This window comes from Vibrio sp. SSH13-20 (assembly GCF_040104475.1).
In the GTDB taxonomy this organism is placed as follows: Bacteria; Pseudomonadota; Gammaproteobacteria; order Enterobacterales; family Vibrionaceae; genus Vibrio; species Vibrio harveyi.
The window spans coordinates 1-16,124 of record NZ_JBECOU010000007.1; the positions used below are offsets into that span (position 1 = coordinate 1).

A 16,124-nucleotide genomic window follows, 5' to 3' on the forward strand; every position below is an offset into this window, starting at 1 on the left:
TGCTGTTGCTGTTGCTGTTGCTGTTGCTGTTGCTGTTGCTGTTGCTGTTGCTGTTGCTGTTGCTGTTGCTGTTGCTGTTGCTGTTGCTGTTGCTGTTGCTGTTGCTGTTGCTGTTGCTGTTGCTGTTTCAGTTTCTCCTCTACAACCGACAGGTTCTTTTTCGCAGCATCAAAGTCAGGTTTTTCTTTGATTAACTGTTCGTAGAGTTTTTCTGCATCTTCCAATTGCCCGTTTTGGGCAAGTGCGTTCGCAAGGTTATAACGTCCATTCAAACTTGGGTTATTTGAGAATGCTTCAATAGCGCTTTCATAGTCGCCCGCTTGATAACTTGCCGCGCCTTTCCAATTTGGATCGGTAAAGGTACTTTGCGCTTTCTCAAACTCACCTTGCTGGTAGAGCTGCTCACCTTTCTGATTTTGGTTTAGGAAGGCATTAGCTTCTGCTTTCGGCGTCCAAGTCATTGGCAATACTGTTGCGATGAGTACCCAAATCATGCCGCGTCGAAAGAGCAGAGCGGCAGGAAAAAGCAACAAAGGTAGCAACCAGAAACCACCATTCAAGCGAGAATCGGTTTTGACATCGTCACTTTGTTTCGCACCTAGGCTGTGGCTAGCGTTGTTGGTAAAGGCTGCGATGTTCTCAACATCACGGTTATTGTGCTGAATTGGCACAAACAGTCCGCCGGTTTCCTTTGCTAGCTTTTGCAAGTTTTTTAGGTTTGTTTTGGCTACTACAGTATTACCTTGTCGGTTCTTCATTAATGAACCGTCAGGCAAGGCAATAGGCGCACCTGTTGCTGTGCCGATAGCGAGTACTGACACACGGATGTTTTTGCCGTTAAGCAATGCCAATGAGCGAGAAAGCTCGGTGTCATCTAAATCGTCCGCTAATAGAACGATATCACCTTGACTCACGCCTGCTTGAGTGAACTGGTTCACTGCTGTTTCAATTGCTGATGGTAAGTTAGAGCCTTGGTAGGGCATTAACTCTGGAGACAAGTTTTCGATAATGCCTGCAAGTGTGCTGGAGTCTGTCGTGAGTGGACTAAGTGTATAAGCGTCACCAGCGTAGGCGACCAAACCAGTGGAGCCTTCTTTCCATTTCGGCAGTAAATCCAGTGCTTTATAGCGTGTTTGTGACAGTCGATTTGGCTTCACGTCCGTTGCGTACATAGAGCGTGACATGTCCAGAACTAGCACTCGATTTTGGCTCAACTCAAAGCTTGGGCGAGTGTTGGTTTGCCAACTAGGACCTGCCAAGGCGATACATGCTACTGCCCAAGCCACTCCCCATACTGCAAAGTAATGTTTGGTTTTGACTGAATGACCAAGCATCTTTGCTAAATGAGGAGCAATTAATGATGACTTTTTCGTTCTGTACTGACTATTAAGGGCAAGCGCGACAGGAACGACGAGCAAGCCTAGCAACCAATATGGGTGTAAGAAAGTAAACTCAGCCATGTTTTCTCCTTACTACAAACAAGAACACGGAAAGTGCAAGTGCTGCGCCTAGTGGATAAGGGAACCATTCCGACTGAGGACGCCAGGTTTGGGTTTCACTAGAGACTGGTTCTAGTTGGTTAATGGTGTCGTAGATCTTTTCAAGTTCTTTAGCATCACGCGCTCGGAAGTACTGACCACCTGTCATTTCTGCGATCTTTGTCAGTGTCTGCTCATCAAGATCTGAAGCCGTATTTACTTTCCGCGTCATGAAGAAGTCTTTCACCATCATTTCGCCAGCACCTACGCCAACGGTGTAAATAGTGGCATTGTATTTTTTGGCAATCTTAGCCGCTTCGATAGGATCGAGAACTCCCGATGTGTTGCTCCCGTCACTAAGCAAGATCATGACACGTTGTGGCGCATCACTATCGACAAAGGTTTTTGTTCCTAGACCGATACCATCACCAATCGCGGTGCTATTGCCCACCAAACCAATTACGGTTTGGTTGATTTGTTGCATCACGGTTTTGCGATCTGCGGTCAAAGGCGTTTGCAGATAAGCGTGGTCACCGAATAAAACCACACCTAAACGATCACCTTGGCGCTTTGCTACGAAGTCGGATAAGACTTTTTTGACTGCGGTTAGGCGGTCGATGTATTCGCCATTGTAGTTCATGTCTTCTTTCTGCATTGAGCCAGATAAGTCGACCACTAACATCATATCGCGGTACTTGGGTTGGAAGTCGACCGGATCGCCATACCAAACGGGGCGAGCACAGGCGATGACCAATAAAGCCCATACTCCAACAGACAGGGCTTTTTGTACCAGTTGCTTTGGTTTACTGTTGTGCTGATTATCTGGCAAATACGCCAGTTTAATTTCAGCTTGCTGAGTCTCTTCAGGGAAGAACTTAAAAATTATCCAAGGTAGGGGCAGTAATAGCAGTGCCCACCACCAGACAAACTCAATGTTCATCCACTGAGAAAGGCTCGAAACGAGAGTTGCCTCAGTCACGAGTTTTTGCCTTTTTCTTTGGTGGCAATGCGGTCGAAATCCAGAAAGTGCAATCATCAATCAAATCCTGATGTTGCTCTTGACCAGATTTTTGATACAGCGCCGCTTGCCACTGTTGTTGTTTGTCGACGAATCGAGTTTCTTTGGTGTAACTATCAAGAAACTCGTACCAAGCAGAGCCTGTTAATGGCGCGATGTCTTCACGAGGGAAGTAACTCAAAGCTGCTTGACGAAGAACCTCTAATGCAGAAGAAGGCGTATGTGGTGTTATTGGGTTGGTTAACAGTTTCAATGCGGTCTTCTTTGCAACAAGACGCTTTGAACGCCACCTTAAGTACAATGCGACAATTAAGATGGAAAGAATTACACCGCCCAAAACAGCCCACCATCCCCAAGCGAGTGGGAACCAATCAGGTGCATTAGGTAGGATCAAAGGTTCAAGGTTTAGGCTTTGGTTATTCGTTGTCATTATTACTACTGCTTGAATGATTTGTATGTTGTTGCTGTTATTAGCTTAATTGCTGAACCAGCGGTAACCCGCTCGATAGGCTATTAAACGGAATTGCCATAGAATGACATTGTTGTTTGATTGCTTGCTGATGTTTGACAAAGTGAGACTCTAATTCCTTACGTTGTCCCTTTGAGCCGAAGTTAAACCATTGACTACGGTGTCCATCAGACGCTTTTGCTTGTCCTCTAAAGTCAGTTTCGCCTCGCTCTAGAGGATCATAAAACTGCACTGCACGAACACTGTTGTGTTGTTTTAACCGGCGTAGTTGAACCAACTCTTTCTCTTCAACTTGAGCAAAATCACTCAGCAGAATCAGTTCACTGCCTTTCGGAGTGAGGTTGTGCAGCGTTTCAATTGCACTCATGTATGGCAACGTGCGTGTGCTGGCAGCTTGTTGATTTGTAAGTAATTGATTGTGAGTATTCACTATCGCGTCAAGAATTCTCAGCCCTTGCTTTTGTAAAGAGGAAGGGCGGAACTCAATGCACTGGGAACCATCATCAATCACCGCGCCAATGCGGTCTTTCTTGGCTAATGTTAGCCAAATCAAGACGCTAGCGAAGTGCGCCAGTTGAACCGATTTCAACACGTATTGCGATCCGAAGTGCATACTAGGACTCAAGTCGATGTACAAAATCACCGCTTGTTCTTTGTCTTCAGCAAACAACTTGGTGTGCGCTTTTCCCGTTCGAGCAGTAACTCGCCAATCGATGCTGCGGATATCATCACCCGCTTGATATTGGCGCACTTCCATAAAGTCCATACCACGACCTTTTTGACGGCTGGTATGATTACCGCTCATTTGTGACCAAATACTCTGGGCTGGTGGCAACCAACGAACCGATTGAGTGCGATATTGAAGCAGCTCTTCTAGGGTCAATGTCACCCCATTCGCATGAGGTGGCAATGTATATGATGCAGACATGTCACCTACCTACGTTATGCGCTACCTACAAGGCTAAGAAGTTTGTCGATAACCTGATTCGCTGTAATGCCTTCTGCTTGAGCGTGGTAGCTAAGTAGAAGACGGTGGCGTAGCACAGGGTAGGCCATGGCTTGAACATCTTCTGGTGAGACGAAGTCACGACCTGCTAGCCATGCATGAGCGCGAGCACAACGGTCAAGGGCGATTGTCGCGCGTGGGCTCACCCCCATAGACAACCATTTTGCTAATTCTGAGTCGTAGTCACTTGGCTGTCGAGTTGCCATAACAAGACGAACGATGTATTGCTCAATCGCATCTGCCATATGGATATTGAGTACTTCTTTACGCGCAGTGAAGATGTCTTCTTGACTTAAGCTTGGACGCTCAACCGTTGCTTCACCTTTTGCCTCCCCACGATTGATGCGCAAGATCGCCAGTTCATGCTCTGCATCTGGGTAATCTACATCAAGGTGCAACAAGAAGCGGTCGAGCTGCGCTTCTGGAAGTGGGTAAGTACCTTCTTGTTCAATCGGGTTTTGTGTCGCCATCACCAAAAATAGCTCTGGTAGGGCATAGGTGTTTCTTCCCGCTGTCACTTGCTTCTCAGCCATTGCTTCAAGCATCGCAGCTTGCACTTTAGCCGGCGCACGGTTGATCTCATCGGCAAGGATCAATGAGTTGAAAATTGGACCAGACTGGAAGGTAAACTCGCCTGTTTCTGGACGGAAGATATCGGTGCCCGTCAAGTCTGCTGGCAGTAAGTCAGGTGTGAACTGAATTCGGTGGAAATCACCTTCTACACAATCCGACAGAGACTTAACCGCACGAGTCTTAGCCAATCCTGGAGGACCTTCAACCAAGATGTGCCCATCGGCAAGTAGAGCAATAAGAAGCTGTTTAACGAGATCATGCTGACCAATGATCTGAGACTCTAAGTAGCTTTGAAGAGTTTCGAAGTTTGTTTTGTGCATTTTTTGGACTCTCTGGGTATCCATATGATTCTTGTTTTGAGTATTGGTCACTTTCTCAAGGGGAAAAGTTCCAGTACGTCCGCGTAATTTATCTTTTCAATATTGGGGCGAGTAAAGTGATTGCAAGCCATTGAAAAGCGTGAATTACCTTACTCGACAGTCTGTTACATCACATTTGCATAATTTTGTGAGAATTTTCTCTAGTTTTGTAGGGGGAGGTCGATATAGATTTCATGCCGTGCATACCAAGCTTATATGCACCTAGTTTTACTCTGTTCAGAATGCAGATAATAAGTGATTCTTTTAAAGGTCCAGATATGTTGAAACTTAATTCCCTGAGTATCAAACAGAAGGTTGTCATCGGTATTACTTTTGCCGTTCTTGCTTCTACAATTATTGTCGGTGTGATGGCTCAGCGCCATGCACGTGAGGTGCTAAGTCACCGCTTAATCGACATTGAGCTGCCTGCTATGTTGCAGCAAATTAATACTGAAATTGACCGCGAAGTTGTACAGATGCAACAAGCGGCAAAACAACTTGCTACTAATGAATTTGTCGTTGAAGCCTTATCAACGACAGACCGTAACCCATCAGTAGAAGCACTACTTGTTCAACAGCTTAACAATGTTAAATCCCAATATCAGTTGAACGACGCTTCCGTTGCGAACCGACAAACGGCTTACTACTGGAACCAAAATGGTTTCCTGCGTCAACTTAACCACTCACAAGACGGATGGTTCTTTGGGTTCACTTCTTCTGGTCAAGATACGTCAGTTAGCGTATTCCAAGAAGCGAATGGCGACGTGAAAATGTTTGCCAACTACCAAGACGTAAACGGTATTTCGATGTCTGGTCTGTCTAAGTCGATGGATGACATGGTATCGCTACTTAATGGATTTAAAATTGAGAAAACGGGTTATGTGTTCCTAACAAATAGTAAAGGTGACATCCAAATCCATCGCCAACAAGGTAAGAACAAAACATCTATTAATCAATTGTTCGGCGGCGCAGCATCTCAATTGCTAAATAAAGGTCACTTTAATCTAGTTACGACTGAGTTCGAAGGGCAAGACATGTTTGTGTCGAGCCTATACGTGCCGTCAATGGACTGGTTTGTTGTTGGTGTGGTTCCTGTGAATGAAGTGTTTGCTGATCTGGATGCAACCGCAGAGAAAATGTTGTTCACAACAGCAATCGTGGCGCTGATCTTCATTGCGATGGGTGTTCTACTTGCCAACAGCATTACTAACCCAATTCGTCAAATCGCTGACCGCTTCACTGACCTCGGTGAAGGTGAGGGTGATCTTGCTCAGCGTATTGAAATCAAAGGTAACGACGAAATCGCTCAGCTATCAAAAGGCTTTAACGGCTTTATTGAGAAGATCCACGCTACCATGAAAGAAGTATCGCTAACCAGTGGTGCGCTAAGCCAAGCAGCAGACAGTGTTTCAAGTAAGGCAACATCTACGCACGATAATAGCCAAGAGCAACGCGACCAAACTATTCAGGTAGTAACAGCGATCAACCAAATGGGTGCGACGATCAGTGAGATCGCATCTAATGCGGCAACAGCGGCAGATACGGCAAACCAAGCGTCTGATAACACCCAAACAGGCCGTCAAGTCGTAACGCAAGCAAAAGAAGTGATCAGTCGCCTTGCTGGTGATGTGGAAACCACAAGCATGGTGGTCACTCAACTTGCGACAACGACCAAAGACATTGGCTCAATTTTGGATGTGATTCGTGATATCTCTGAGCAAACCAACTTACTTGCGCTTAACGCTGCGATCGAAGCTGCGCGTGCGGGTGAGCAAGGTCGAGGCTTTGCTGTGGTAGCGGATGAAGTGCGTAATCTTGCGTCACGTACTGCTGATTCTACTGAAGAGATCCAGAAGATGATTAACCAACTTCAAAGTGATGCTCAAGATGCTGTGACAGCAATGGAAGCGGGTAAAGCGGTAACGTTTGAAGGTGTGGCATCAACAGATGAAGCCGTGGATGTTCTGATGAATATCTCTGAGCGTATCGCCGATATTTCAGATCGAAATACGCAAGTCGCGACAGCAACAGAAGAGCAATCAACCGTTGTACATACCATCAACCAGAACATTGAAGAAATTAACGCTATCAATGAAATGACCACTGCGACGGCAGAAGAGTTGGCTGGCGCAAGTCGAGATCTACAAGAACTGTCATCTCGCTTGGATAAGATGGTTGGTAGCTTCAAGCTCTAGAGTTGGATAGAATAGACCTAGTTTACAAGTTTAACGACTCGATATTTAGGTAAGTACTATGAATGATTTCGAAAAAGAACTAGAACTGATCTCACAAGAAGCCGGTGACGAGCCTGAAGTGAAGCTACCATCTCTTGAAGAACAACAAGAAATCGTAGCGGAACTGAAGAAGCTAGAAGCTGAAGGAAAGCTGACACCAGAGGTTCTTGAGCAATACTTTGGTAAGTTCAATCAGAAAAATTCAGTGCCAGTTCACTAATAAAGAGGGAGTTTTATACTCCCTTTTTTAATACCCGCCATTTAACTCACCCTATTAATCTATTTATTAATCAACAGATTAATCCTTGTTACTACTTTTTTTCATACTTGACAATACTCCCGCTGTACCTAAATCTATTGCTTATTTCAATCAAAATGATTAAGGACTGCAAACGAGATGGAGCACAAAGATATAAGGAACGTAATTTTAATTACTGAGGATAGCTTGCAGTCTTCATTGTTGAGAGATGTTCTTGAAACCAAACTCGGTATTAATGTCTTTCTGATAGCCCCTGAAAAGCTCACCAAGCACACAATTCCATTGGAAGCAGTCTCCGCTATATTACTCGATTATAGTGTTATGACTGATGAAGTCTTCTCTCGTTACATGGAGTTTAAAAAAGCAGAGCTAAAAGATGCCATTGAAGTTCTGTTGAATTGTGACAAATCGATTTCAACGGAAGAGCTATTTGTATGGCAGACACTCGCGGGTATCTTCTACACATCGGATGATATCAGCACATTACAGGCTGGAATTGGCAAAGTATTACAGGGTGACATGTGGTTTAGCCGTAAGTTTTCTCAGCAATACATCACCCATCTGCGCAGACATAGCAGACCAGTTAATAAGAGCGTGTCCGCAATTTTGACCAAAAGAGAGCAACAAATCATCACCTTCCTTTCTATGGGGGCTTCGAATCAACAGATCGCAGAGCAACTATTTGTGAGCGAAAATACTGTTAAGACTCACCTCCACAATATTTTCAAGAAGATTGATGTAAAAAACAGAGTGCAAGCATTAATTTGGGCTAAAGAAAACATTTCAGGTTTATCGATTGCCGTATAAAACTTATAGGGATTCCCCTTTCTAGCCTTAGTTTGCGAGTCAGATCTTATATAGATATTTGATATGTAAAAAGTGTTTCTTTTATGAGAAACACTTTTTTTGTTTATGATTTTAACGAAATTGCAATTCAAAAAAGTAGGAAATAAACATACTCTAGCGACTAGCACTTAGATATGAGACCAAGTGCTGATTAATAATTATTAAATTTAGAATGAAACGTTAGTGAAAGTATGAGAAACATTATGGAAAACAATAAGGATAAGCCTGAAATCCTAATGATCACTCAGCAAAGTTTACAGAGTGAAAACTTCAAGGAGATGCTTTCTAAGAATACCGAAACCAAGATTACGATTATTGATAACAAGAATCCTAGTTACCACGAACTTATTCCAGAGAAGTATTTTCTACTTGTTGACTTTTCTATAGATACTCCTTCTGAAACTTTAGATTATTTAAAAAATAATGAAAAAGTACTAGGAACAATAATGCTTAACCTTGGGCATGAGCTTCAAATAGAAGAGTTGGCTGCGTGGCCTTTCGTGAAAGGGATTTTTGGTCCCAATGATTCTATGAACAAGTTATGTCAGGGCTTAGAGGCAATTATAAAAGGCGAAAACTGGTTATCACGTCGACTGTTAGAACAGTTACTTACTTATTACAAAGATAAGGAAGTGAATCGAATTATTGAGCCAGCTATAGAAGTGGAGTTAACCCGACGAGAAATACAAGTGCTACAGATTTTGAAAGAAGGTGGCTCAAATATGGAAATTGCCGATTCTTTATTTATCAGTGAACATACAATTAAATCTCATCTTTATAACATTTTTAGAAAAATTGAAGTAAAGAATCGAACCCAAGCAACAAGTTGGGCAAAAAGAAATCTTTAGTACTACTAGTAACTCTTTGTATTGGATAAAGAATATTGAAGAAAGTATGAGTTAATATTTTTTTGATAATTGAGTCAGCTTTAAATCTCATCCCATATTCAAACTCGCTCCTTTGAGGTTATTTATTAGACTTTTTATGTCTGAAATTGAGTCGTAGTCCAGACGTGAAAAGGTCTATTCAAAAATAAAGCCAAGAGGGAACAATAATGAGTATAAATCATACGCACAACGGTGATTCAGGTGACAACTATAAAACTGACTTTGATGGCGGCAACGACATCTTTGTTGGATTTGGTGGCAATGACTCCTTTGTTGCGGGCGGCGGCAATGACTACGTCGTAGGTGGTGCGGGAGACGATCGTCTTATTGGCGGTGCCGGAGATGATATTTTGAAGGCTGGTGAAGGCAATGATTACTTGGGCGGAGGTACAGGTAATGACAAATTGCTAGGGCTATTAGGTGACAACAAGCTTAACGGTGGTGTCGGTGACGATACGCTTCTATCTGGTTCAGGTGACAATGTGCTGATCGGTGGTACTGGCGCAGATAAGTTTATCTTCACAGATAAGTTTGGTGGTCATGGTGAGGCGAAGGTCGTTGATTTCACTATTGGTGAAGATTCACTTCATATCGTCAGTGATTCAGTAACATCATATGAAGATCTGACGTTTACTTACGATGCGAACGGCAGCGCAGTGTTCACGGACGGTGCAGACTTAACTGTGAAACTAATTGGCGTCACGCAAGAAGATATCGAGTCATACGGAAGCGACTTATTCATTATCTAAGTCATTCTATTGGGCGCTAGATTACTAGCGCCCACGTATCAACATATGTGGATGTAATCGTGCAAAATACGGTTTTCAAAGAAGTTAAACAGAAACTGTGCACGCTCACAGGTTTGCTGATTGGCTTTAGTTTATTTATAAATTTATTAGTACTTTCAATCCCTTTGTACATGTTGCAGGTGTACAATCGTGTAATCTCTTCCTATTCCATTGATACGCTTTTCTTATTAACGGTTATCGTACTTGCAGCGCTACTAACCATGTCGTTTATCGATATTGCTCGCGCTCAAATGAGTAAATCCTTCGGTTATTGGATAGATTCAAAACTGTCGGTATTTATGCTTAAACGCAGTATTCAATACCAAGCCCACACGGGTAAAAGCTACACCTCTCAAGTGCTGAGAGACATTCAAAACATCAAAAGCTTTTTAAGTAGCCAAGCGCCATACCCTTTACTTGATGTTCCTTGGACCCCCGTTTTCATTCTATTCGTTTATCTGCTGCACCCTATGTTGGGTCACATAGCCCTAGGTGGCTCTATTGTGCTGTTTAGTTTGGGGTTAATTAATGAGCTTGTGACACGCAAAACCTTACAAGAGAGTGAAGTTCGTTCGATTTCCCATATCAATCAAGCAGAAGTCGCGACTCAAAACTCAAACTCAATCATTGCGATGGGCATGATGAACGCCTTTTTAGAGCGTTGGTATTCTAGAGTGAATGAATCCAACCAGTTGGAGCAGCGTGTGGCGGGTAAATCGATCTACCTTGCTAATTTCTCCAAGTTTGTTCGAGGCTCATTACAAATTTGTTTGTTAGGTGGTGGCGCATGGTTGGTAATCCAGCATGAGATCACTGCAGGCGCGATGATTGCGAGCTCAATTTTAATGAGTCGAGCACTATCACCGATGGAGCAAGCGATCGGCACTTGGCGCAGTGCAATGTCGGCAAAAAACGCTTACAGCCGTCTGTTTGAAATAGACAAGATTGTCAAACACGATGAGTCTGATATGCCTTTGCCTCGACCTAAGGGGCACTTCGAATTGACAGGTTTAGCCTACCGCCACCCTGGTGCAACGGAGCCAGTTTTGTCTGCCATTACGCTGTCTATCCCTCCCGGTGTGTCTGTTGGCGTAATTGGTCCTTCAGGCACTGGTAAATCGACCTTTGCTAGATTGCTCCTTGGTAATATCAAGCCTCTTGCGGGCAAAGTGACGTTAGATGGCATGGAAGTCTCTACATGGGCTTCTGAAGATCGGGGAGCACATTTCGGTTACTTAGCACAAGAAGTGGAATTGTTTCCTGGGACTATTCGGGAAAATATTGCGCGTTTCAAAGACGAAGACCCCGCTAAAGTGATTCAAGCCGCTCAGCTAGCTGGTTGTCATGAGCTCATACTAAAGAAAAACAAAGGCTATGATTTCATGGTCGGTGAAAACGGACGAGGTTTATCGGGTGGAGAACGCCAACGAATTGCTTTAGCCAGAGCCGTTTATGGTGACCCTTCGGTCGTTGTATTTGATGAAGCAAACGCAAACTTAGACGGAGAGGGGGAAGCGGCGTACCAACGCTTGATTGCTCACCTTAAATCCCAAGGTTCTACCGTGATTGTGATTGCCCATAACCCAAGCACGTTAAGGCAAATGGACCGATTGCTCTACTTGGCTGAGGGGCGCGTGAAGCTGTATGGAGCGAGAGATGAAGTTCTTAAGCGTTTAATGGGTGAAGAGAGAACAGATATACCGAGGGTGCGAAATGAGCAATCAACTGCCAACCGTTAACGAATTAGCTGCTGAAAAGGTGGTGCGCTTTATGCCATCTTCGGAGCTTCGTTTAAAAGGTCCCATTTTGCTTGGCGTACTTACACTATCGCTATTTTTAGGTGGGCTTGGTTATTGGGCGGCGACGTCTAAGCTTGAGAGTGCAGCTATTGCTTATGGTGATCTTTCTGTATTGAGCAAACGACAAGAGATCCAACATCTAGAGGGGGGCATTATTGATAAGCTCTACGTTCAAGAAGGCGACTTGGTTGAAAAAGGGCAATTACTTATTCAGCTCTCGCAGCGTCAAGCTAACGCTAAGCTGGACTCTGTTGGCGGTCAGTACATCCACACTATCGCAAAAGAAAATCGTCTCAATGCAGAGTTGGATGAGCTTCCAGAGATTGTTTGGTCGCAAGATCTAACAATGTTCGTGAACAGTGAGATTGTTGCCGAAGCAAAGTCTGTTCAAAACAAGATTTTTGAGGCAAGAAAACGCTTTTTTAACAGTAAGTTAAACATCATTGCGCAGAGTGTTTCCGGCGCGAGTTTGGAATTGGATAACCTTAAGGAAACCAAAGTAATTGAGAGGGAGCGCCTCAAATTTATCGAAGAGGAAATTGCGAGCAATCAAGCTTTGGTACAGAAAGGGTTTTCAGGTAAGTCAGCTTTATTACAGCTAAAGCGCCTTGCTGCAGAAGTACGAAGCACCTTAAGTCAGCTTGATCGCCAGTCTCTCACCGTCAGCAAGCGTTTGGATGAGAACCAAGCTAAAGTTGAAGAGCTAAAACTTGAACGGCTCAATGAAATCGTAGAAGAGTTGCGTAACACTAAGAAAGAGATCGTTTCAATTCGTGAGGAGTACCGTTCGGCGAAAGACGTCGTTGCGCGTACTGCCATTGTTGCGCCAATCTCTGGCAGAGTGGTCAATATGCAAGTATTTACCGAGCAAGGTGTTATCGGCTCTGGTGAAACCTTATTGGAATTGGTTCCTCAAGACGATAAGTTGTTGGTGGAAGCTCGAGTAAGCCCTCAAGATATTGATTTGATCAGTCCAGGGCAACATGCTCAAGTGCGTTTAACGGCTTTAAATGCAAGAACACTTGCACCGCTAGATGGCACAGTATTAACCGTCTCTGCTGATAAATTATCTGAGCAGAATCAAGATGACTTTTATCTCGCTCGTATTGCGCTGTCTCAAGACGATGTTGCGAAGCATAGGCTGACATCTGGTATGAATGCAGAAGTGTTGATTCTGTCTGAACCGAGAACACCCCTAAGTTATTTGGTTAAACCATTAACGGAGAGTATGAATCGCGCATTCCGAGAAGACTGATGGATAGCTTCTGTTTGAAATCTCATCACAGTGTTTACACAAATAAATAATCCACTACGCCAGTCACATTTTGCGACGTTGTGATGTGCTTTGATGCGCTTTTATTTAGGTGAGATGAACGATGAGAACAGAAAAAGAAAAAATGCTGGCAGGCGAGCCATACGATGCTTGGGACCAAGAGCTCTACCAAGCGCGAATTGAATGCCGAAAGGTTCTGCAAAAGATTAACAACAGCATTCCTGATACGGATGAATGGCGAAATGCGATTGATGAATTGATCCCTGATTCTGAAGGGGCGTACCTTGAACCGCCATTTCGGTGCGACTACGGCTCAAACATTAAAGTGGGTAAAAACTTCTATGCCAACTTCAATTGCGTGGTGTTAGATGTCGCGGAAGTCCACATTGGGGACAATGTTTTGTTTGCTCCTAACGTGCAAATTTACACTGCGGGTCACCCTCTCGATGTCAGAGGACGCGTGGAAGAAGGCGTTGAATTTGGCACGCCAATTACGATTGGTGACAATGTATGGCTGGGGGGCGGTGTGATTGTTTGCCCTGGTGTCACTATCGGTGAGAATTCTGTTATTGGGGCGGGTAGTGTCGTGACAAAGGATGTCCCAGCGAATGTTGTAGCCGCTGGTAACCCATGCAAAGTAATTCGTTCTATTGAGCAGTAAAGGCGAAGTAAATAAACTAAAAAGCGCAAGTAGACAAAAAGTACAAATAAACAAAAAGCCGACTCTGAGTCGGCTTTTTTGGGGTTCTCATTCTGAGTTCAAATAGACACTCGAGGTCTAAAGCATACTGGAATGTACTTGTTGACCTTGTTCAGTCAGTGAATAAATACGACCGTCTTCCTTGATCACCAAACCACTATTGACCAACTGTTTTAAGTGGAAATTAAACTTGGTGTGATCCTCAATACCCACCACTCGACATAGATCCATAAACTTCATTTTACGATGGATTTTAAGTTGCTTGATTACCGAGCGGCGAATTGGGTTGGATAACGCACTAAAGATTTGGTCATGCTTTCTTTCATCAAGAGGGGATTTTGGTGAGCGTTCAGCATGGACGCGCTTTAAGGTGACCGATAGTGCAGCGAGGTTAAAAGGCTTAGTGAGAAACTCATCTGCCCCTTTTTTCATGGCGTCGACAGCAACGTCAACAGTAGCAAATGCCGTTGTGATGATAATACCAATGTTGGGGTGTTGACGTCTTAAAGTGGAGAGAGCTTCAATACCTGTCATCCCAGTCATCACCACGTCGAATAGCGCTAAGTCAAAATGTTGCTCGCTAGCAATATCTAACGCATCCTCTGCATTATCACATGCGATGACTTCAAACGATTCCAAGGTTAATGCCTCAACGAGGACCTCTCTCAATTCTACATCGTCTTCTGCAAGTAAGAGTTTTAATGTCATTCAATGTTCCTTGGTAAGCGGATTTCAACTGTTAAGCCTGTTACCTGATCACTCTTCTTCGAGTTCCTCAAGTTTAGCTCGCCACCGTGTTGTAAGATAATTTGATTACTGATAGCCAGTCCCATTCCCGTACCTTCTCCCCGAGGTTTTGTGGTGTAGAACGGCGTCTTTGCTTTGGCGATTTTGTCTTGTGGCATCCCTGTTCCCCAATCCGAAATTGAGAGTGTTGCTACGAGTTTGTCTTGATAAGTTTCGATATAAATCTGTTTATGTTCTTGGCTTGCATCGATAGCGTTGCCGATGAGGTTTGTTACCACTTCTTCTAACTGGCCCGCATCGCCTCGCACACTCAATTTGTCGTCTAGTGATGTACTGACAATAAAGCCTTCTAAGCGGTATTGATTGAGAGACAAAGCATGTTCCACAACCTCTTTGAGCGAAACTACCTCACGTCGTATTGGCTTATGGTGAGCGTAGTTAAGTACTTCGTGGCTGATCTCTGCGGCGCGCTCAAGACCCTGCCGAATTCGGGCCAGTTGTCGATGAGTTGCTTCGTTATCCGGCAGCTGCTTTTCCAATAAATCGCAGCTCATGGTTGCGCTGGAGAGTGGTGTTTTAATCTCATGTGCAACCGCTGAGGTCAGTTCACCAAGTTCTTTTAATTTAGCGTCTTGTTGAGAGAGTTGGATATGACTTTCAAGCTGCTTGTTCTTTTCATCGTCAAATACCCTGAGGGCAATCCAAAGAGTGCACAAGATAGAGAGCGCACACACCATTCTAACGATCAGCACCCAAAGTCCTAAATCGACCGTCAGTGCGCCTGCGGCAATGCCATAAGCAACGAGAGAAAGCCCCGTCAGCTTAAAAGGCAGTGAAGCGCCATGACCTTCTTTTTCAAGAATATTGGCGTAGCTCATCATGGCTAGGCCAGAGATGACTCCAGAGCCTAAACCAAAAATCCAGCGTACTTGGTTAGCGGTGTTATGGACATAAATGGCGTATTCTTTGTTGCCGAAGCGGTAAACCAAGCTAACGATAAATAGAACCAGAACCGCAATCGCGGCGTATTTGATGTACTTGACCTTCTTCCAACTGGTCAGATCTAGCATCTTCCAAGCGAAAGCCCCGAGAGCAATGAATGAGAACAAGAGCTTAAATACTTTGAAAGTCTCTATGCCTTTAGTCAGGGTAAATTCGTGTTCATACATCACCAAGTAAAGTTCGGACCATTCATGGAAGCCGTGGATGAAACCAAATAAAGCCAGAATGGGCAGAGCAGAAGCAATAGCAATGCGACTTTTGCGTAGATCTCGAAACAGAATCGCAAAAAAGATGGCGAAGAAAGCTAAGCCATAGAAGAGGTAAATTTTGAAGATGAGTAACATATCCATCATTTGAGTCTAAAGGACTCCTTACCCTTCATCAATATTTAAAATTTGCAATCTTATTATTTTGCATTGCATACATATTTCCTTAGAAACAACCCTATCTATATAGATTTCATATGATGTTTGTGAATTTTTCTTATCATAAATTATTTGCGGGAGATAATTGTTATTCACACTGAGCTGTTTAACTTATTTCTTTAATAAAACTGTCATATTAAATTTTTAATCTCAACGCGTCGATTGATTAGTACCGATTGACTGTTTATTTATTTCAATACCTAGTTTTACTTGAACACTAAAACTAACAGGGCTAATTAAATATTGGTTTTTAATTAGCCC

The 16,124-nt window shown here is 43.7% G+C and carries 15 protein-coding genes; 8 read left to right on the forward strand and 7 right to left on the reverse strand.

Going from position 1 to position 16,124, the window contains the following annotated elements; translation table 11 throughout:
* From ABMY42_RS19035 to ABMY42_RS19055, 5 genes are all read right to left on the reverse strand, one after another.
* Positions 1-1,460: VWA domain-containing protein (locus tag ABMY42_RS19035; protein WP_349266646.1), on the reverse strand; the 1,460-nt coding region annotated here is incomplete at its 3' end.
* Positions 1,453-2,457 (reverse strand): VWA domain-containing protein, encoded by a 1,005-nt coding sequence (locus tag ABMY42_RS19040; RefSeq protein ID WP_005452846.1) that lies wholly within the window; start codon positions 2,455-2,457, stop codon positions 1,453-1,455. The genes ABMY42_RS19035 and ABMY42_RS19040, both read right to left, overlap by 8 nt.
* Positions 2,450-2,926, reverse strand: a complete 477-nt coding sequence (locus tag ABMY42_RS19045; protein ID WP_005452844.1) for a DUF4381 domain-containing protein — start codon at positions 2,924-2,926, stop codon at positions 2,450-2,452. The genes ABMY42_RS19040 and ABMY42_RS19045 overlap by 8 nt, the downstream gene beginning before the upstream one ends.
* 40 nt (positions 2,927-2,966) lie before the next feature.
* Entirely contained in the window at positions 2,967-3,893 is a 927-nt protein-coding gene (locus tag ABMY42_RS19050; RefSeq protein ID WP_005452842.1) for a DUF58 domain-containing protein, read from the reverse strand.
* Between the two features lie 14 nt (positions 3,894-3,907).
* The gene (locus ABMY42_RS19055; protein ID WP_005452840.1) at positions 3,908-4,864 is read right to left on the reverse strand and encodes a MoxR family ATPase; all 957 of its coding nucleotides are present in this window, start codon (positions 4,862-4,864) and stop codon (positions 3,908-3,910) included.
* Between the two features lie 317 nt (positions 4,865-5,181).
* Between ABMY42_RS19055 and ABMY42_RS19060 the strand changes: the two genes are divergently transcribed.
* The 8 genes from ABMY42_RS19060 to ABMY42_RS19095 all read left to right on the forward strand — a co-directional run bounded on the left by ABMY42_RS19060 (position 5,182) and on the right by ABMY42_RS19095 (position 13,650).
* Positions 5,182-7,098 carry a methyl-accepting chemotaxis protein gene (locus tag ABMY42_RS19060; protein WP_349266647.1) on the forward strand — a complete coding sequence of 639 codons (1,917 nt, stop codon included), beginning with the start codon at positions 5,182-5,184 and terminating at the stop codon, positions 7,096-7,098.
* Between the two features lie 58 nt (positions 7,099-7,156).
* Positions 7,157-7,357, forward strand: a complete 201-nt coding sequence (locus tag ABMY42_RS19065) for a hypothetical protein (RefSeq protein ID WP_005452830.1) — start codon at positions 7,157-7,159, stop codon at positions 7,355-7,357.
* Positions 7,358-7,534: 177 nt separating this feature from the next.
* Positions 7,535-8,203 (forward strand): LuxR C-terminal-related transcriptional regulator, encoded by a 669-nt coding sequence (locus ABMY42_RS19070; RefSeq protein ID WP_005452827.1) that lies wholly within the window; start codon positions 7,535-7,537, stop codon positions 8,201-8,203.
* 230 nt (positions 8,204-8,433) lie between these two features.
* Complete coding sequence (locus ABMY42_RS19075) at positions 8,434-9,090, forward strand: LuxR C-terminal-related transcriptional regulator (protein ID WP_017189577.1); 657 nt, start codon at positions 8,434-8,436, stop codon at positions 9,088-9,090.
* Positions 9,091-9,296: 206 nt separating this feature from the next.
* A complete protein-coding gene (locus ABMY42_RS19080) occupies positions 9,297-9,878 on the forward strand; it encodes a calcium-binding protein (protein WP_050938413.1) in 582 nt (193 codons plus the stop codon).
* 59 nt (positions 9,879-9,937) lie between these two features.
* Positions 9,938-11,656: a type I secretion system permease/ATPase gene (locus ABMY42_RS19085; RefSeq protein ID WP_349266648.1), complete on the forward strand. Its 1,719-nt coding sequence runs from the start codon at positions 9,938-9,940 to the stop codon at positions 11,654-11,656.
* Complete coding sequence (locus ABMY42_RS19090) at positions 11,631-12,971, forward strand: HlyD family type I secretion periplasmic adaptor subunit (protein ID WP_017189575.1); 1,341 nt, start codon at positions 11,631-11,633, stop codon at positions 12,969-12,971. The genes ABMY42_RS19085 and ABMY42_RS19090 overlap by 26 nt, the downstream gene beginning before the upstream one ends.
* Positions 12,972-13,092: 121 nt before the next feature.
* Entirely contained in the window at positions 13,093-13,650 is a 558-nt protein-coding gene (locus ABMY42_RS19095) for a sugar O-acetyltransferase (RefSeq protein ID WP_005452817.1), read from the forward strand.
* 117 nt (positions 13,651-13,767) lie between these two features.
* Here the strand turns inward: ABMY42_RS19095 and ABMY42_RS19100 are convergent, their stop codons facing one another.
* Both ABMY42_RS19100 and ABMY42_RS19105 read right to left on the reverse strand, forming a co-directional pair.
* Complete coding sequence (locus ABMY42_RS19100; RefSeq protein WP_005452815.1) at positions 13,768-14,397, reverse strand: response regulator; 630 nt, start codon at positions 14,395-14,397, stop codon at positions 13,768-13,770.
* The gene (locus tag ABMY42_RS19105) at positions 14,394-15,788 is read right to left on the reverse strand and encodes a HAMP domain-containing sensor histidine kinase (protein ID WP_101959933.1); all 1,395 of its coding nucleotides are present in this window, start codon (positions 15,786-15,788) and stop codon (positions 14,394-14,396) included. The genes ABMY42_RS19100 and ABMY42_RS19105 overlap by 4 nt, the downstream gene beginning before the upstream one ends.
* Positions 15,789-16,124: the final 336 nt, after the last annotated feature.

Bases quoted from the DNA above. Each gene is read 5' to 3' on its own strand.
- ABMY42_RS19050 (WP_005452842.1), bottom strand. From the start codon at position 3,893: ATGTCTGCATCATATACATTGCCACCTCATGCGAATGGGGTGACATTG.
- ABMY42_RS19090 (WP_017189575.1), top strand. From the start codon at position 11,631: ATGAGCAATCAACTGCCAACCGTTAACGAATTAGCTGCTGAAAAGGTG.
- ABMY42_RS19045 (WP_005452844.1), bottom strand. From the start codon at position 2,926: ATGACAACGAATAACCAAAGCCTAAACCTTGAACCTTTGATCCTACCT.
- ABMY42_RS19095 (WP_005452817.1), top strand. From the start codon at position 13,093: ATGAGAACAGAAAAAGAAAAAATGCTGGCAGGCGAGCCATACGATGCT.
- ABMY42_RS19060 (WP_349266647.1), top strand. From the start codon at position 5,182: ATGTTGAAACTTAATTCCCTGAGTATCAAACAGAAGGTTGTCATCGGT.
- ABMY42_RS19065 (WP_005452830.1), top strand. From the start codon at position 7,157: ATGAATGATTTCGAAAAAGAACTAGAACTGATCTCACAAGAAGCCGGT.
- ABMY42_RS19080 (WP_050938413.1), top strand. From the start codon at position 9,297: ATGAGTATAAATCATACGCACAACGGTGATTCAGGTGACAACTATAAA.
- ABMY42_RS19070 (WP_005452827.1), top strand. From the start codon at position 7,535: ATGGAGCACAAAGATATAAGGAACGTAATTTTAATTACTGAGGATAGC.
- ABMY42_RS19105 (WP_101959933.1), bottom strand. From the start codon at position 15,788: ATGGATATGTTACTCATCTTCAAAATTTACCTCTTCTATGGCTTAGCT.
- ABMY42_RS19100 (WP_005452815.1), bottom strand. From the start codon at position 14,397: ATGACATTAAAACTCTTACTTGCAGAAGACGATGTAGAATTGAGAGAG.
- ABMY42_RS19055 (WP_005452840.1), bottom strand. From the start codon at position 4,864: ATGCACAAAACAAACTTCGAAACTCTTCAAAGCTACTTAGAGTCTCAG.
- ABMY42_RS19075 (WP_017189577.1), top strand. From the start codon at position 8,434: ATGAGAAACATTATGGAAAACAATAAGGATAAGCCTGAAATCCTAATG.